General features: G+C 69.6%; 2 pseudogenes. Both read left to right on the plus strand.

The features are described 5' to 3' along the window. A pseudogene (locus ACWD4P_RS38420) lies at positions 1-908 on the plus strand (protein phosphatase); the annotation flags it as partial. Positions 909-934: 26 nt separating this feature from the next. After that, a pseudogene (locus ACWD4P_RS38425) lies at positions 935-1,127 on the plus strand (FtsW/RodA/SpoVE family cell cycle protein); the annotation flags it as partial.

Here is a 1,127-nt window from a genome sequence, read left to right on the forward strand (position 1 = left end):
GCCGCCGCGCTGTTCACCCTGGCCCGGCTCCTGCACGTCAGCTACTCGGGCGAGGCCTGGACATCGACAGCGGTGACACGCTCGCCGGTCAGCTGTCCGACGCTCCGGTCATCGTGGGCGCGGTCGCCGAGAACCAGCAGCACCAGCTGCACGACGGCGGAGCGATGCAGACCCCCGCAGGCCGTGCGTCGGAGCTCGGCCGCGGGTCGGGCAGGCAGGTGCCCGGGCAGGGCGGTGGCGGTGGCGAGTTCGGCCCGCCCGGCAGCGGCGACCCGGCCGGTTACGCTCCCGAGGGAAACTTCGGCTCGTACGGGGACGACGACTTCGTCAAGCCGCGGCGCGGCCGTAAGTGGCTCAAGAGATCCTTCTTCATCGTCCTGGCGCTGGCCGTCGTGGGCGGTGGCCTGTACGGCGGCTACCGCTGGACGCAGACGCAGTACTACGTCGGTTCGAACGAGTCGCATATCGCGCTGTACCGCGGCATCAGCCAGGACCTGGCGTGGGTGAGTCTGTCGAAGGTCGAGACGGACCACCCCGAGATCGAACTCAAGTACCTGCCGCCGTACCAGCGCAAGCAGGTCGAGGCGACGATCACCGAGGGCAGCTTCGGCGACGCCAAGGACAAGATCGGCGAGCTGTCGATGCAGGCCTCGGCCTGCAAGAAGGACGCCGAGCGCCGCCAGGCGGAGAACGAGCAGAACGCGAAGACCGGCGAGGGCGAGGCGGGTGGCACCACAGCCGCCACCAAGACGTCTTTCACCACGTCACGCGCCTCGGCGAAGACAGCGCCGAGTCCGACACCCACGCCGTCCGGAACGGCCAAGTCCAAGACCGCACCGACGCCCACACCTGGCCCCAGCCTCTCGGAGGATGAGCAGAAGCTGGTCCCGCTGTGCGGTAAGCAGTAAGCAGCCGTTGGGGGCCTTTGCACGCCATGAGCAGTAGCACTACACACACGTCGACCATCGGCGCGATCGGTGCGCCGAGCCGGCGCAACACCGAGCTCGCGCTCCTCGCGTTCGCCGTCGTCATCCCCGTTTTCGCGTACGCGAACGTGGGCCTGGCGATCGACGGCTCGCTGCCCGCCGGGCTCCTGGGCTACGGCCTGGGCCTCGGCCTGCTCGCGG

It is taken from the genome of Kitasatospora sp. NPDC002543 (genome assembly GCF_053594915.1).